This is a genomic window from Dietzia sp. DQ12-76 (assembly GCF_014145045.1).
Lineage (GTDB): Bacteria > Actinomycetota > Actinomycetes > Mycobacteriales > Mycobacteriaceae > Dietzia.
Window position 1 is genome coordinate 1 of record NZ_JAALDV010000208.1, and the last position, 1599, is coordinate 1599.

1 protein-coding gene and 2 pseudogenes are annotated in these 1599 nt (G+C 71.0%); all 3 read left to right on the top strand.

Features of this window, described 5'->3' with window-relative positions; genetic code table 11:
• Positions 1–266, top strand: a pseudogene (locus G6019_RS08125) (histidine phosphatase family protein); the annotation flags it as partial.
• A 132-nt stretch (positions 267–398) separates the two neighbouring features.
• Positions 399–1208, top strand: a complete 810-nt coding sequence (locus tag G6019_RS08130; protein WP_107757565.1) for an alpha/beta fold hydrolase — start codon at positions 399–401, stop codon at positions 1206–1208.
• Between the two features lie 14 nt (positions 1209–1222).
• Positions 1223–1599 (top strand): annotated as a pseudogene (locus tag G6019_RS08135) (MMPL family transporter); the annotation flags it as partial.

The window sequence follows — 1599 nt, forward strand, 5'->3', positions numbered from 1 at the left end:
ACGCGGCGGCCCGATCCGGATCGGGCCGCACGACGGTGGTGGTGAGCTCGGCCGGGACGATCTCGCTGGCGGTCGCGGGCCTGTTGGCCGACCCGGAGGGCGTGGTGGGGTTGTGGACCCGACTCCAACGGGTGACCGTCAACACCGGAGTGGCCCGGGTCGTCGTGGGTCGCGGCGGGATGACCTGCATCGCCGTCAACGAGCACCAGCACCTGGAGCGGGCTGCGGGAGGGGAGGACCCTCGGGGTCTGATCACCCTGAGGTGACCGGGCATCCGACCGCCCACGGGTGACCCGCCGGCCGATCAACGCGAGGTGACGAAAAGGTGGCGCCGGCCGCCGTAACGTACGTCTGTGGCGGCCGGACACGGTGGCCGTCCGACTATCAGGAGAGCCACGATGCCCACTTTCCAGCGCGGTCACACGACCATCGCCTACACCGACACCGGCGTCCCCGCCGGACGGGAGGACGCACCCGTGGTGTTCTTCGCCCATGGTCTGCTCTTCTCGGGGTGGATGTTCCAGCACCAGATCGCCCACCTGCGGGACAGGTACCGGTGCGTGGCCGTCGACTTCCGTGGGCAGGGCGACTCGCCCCGCGCGCTCGGCGGATACGACATGGACACGCTGACCGTGGACGTCTCCGAGCTCCTCCGACACCTGCAGATCCCCGTGGTCAACTTCGTCGGCCTGTCCATGGGCGGCTTCGTGGGGATGCGGCTCGCTGCCCGCAACCCAGAGATCGTGCACTCGCTCACGCTCCTCGACTCCGCGGCCACGGCGGAGGAGCCGGCCAACCGCAGCAAGTACAAGACACTGTCCAAGGTGTACCGCCTCGCCGGCATCAGGCCCCTGCGGTCACGGGTGGCCCCGATCATGCTCGCCGACCGCAACCTCTCGGCCCCCTGGGTCGACGAGTGGATGGCGATCCTCGAGCGCACTGACCGCGCCGGCCTCGTCCGGGCCATCAACTCGGTGGCGGACCGCGACCCGTGCGAGGACGAGGCCATCCGGATCATCGCCCCGACGCTGGTCGTGGTGGGCGCGGAGGACGCCGCCACGCCGCCCGAGAAGTCGCGCCGGATAGCCGATCTCATCGCCGACACGAGGTTCCACGAGATCCCCGGTGCGGGGCATTCGCCGACCATGGAACGGCCGGACGAGGTCAACGCCATCCTCGAGGCGTTCCTCTCCGAATACAACGCGTGAGGGCGAGGGAGACGATGAGGACTCGGAGTACGGCGGGCGAGACGCACGCGACCTCCGGAGGCTGGGTGCGGGTGCTGACGGGGAAGCTCACGGCGTGGATGATCCTCGCGGCCGTCCTGCTCGTCTCCGGCGCCGTGTTCGCCCTGGCCTCGTCCGAGGGGGCGTCGGAGGCTCCCCAGACGCTGCCGGACACTTCCGAGGCCGCCCTCGTCTCCCAGATCCAGCAGGAGTTCCCCGACGCCGGATCCGTGCCGGCCGTGCTGGTGGTCACCAGGCAGGACGGCGACGTGCTCGGCCCGGAGGGGATCGCGGCCGCGGTGGGAGCGGGCGAGCGGATGGCGGAGGTCGTCGGCGCCGCGCCCCAGGGACCGATCCCGTCCGAGGACGGGGC

Bases quoted from the DNA above. Each gene is read 5' to 3' on its own strand.
- G6019_RS08130 (WP_107757565.1), top strand. From the start codon at position 399: ATGCCCACTTTCCAGCGCGGTCACACGACCATCGCCTACACCGACACC.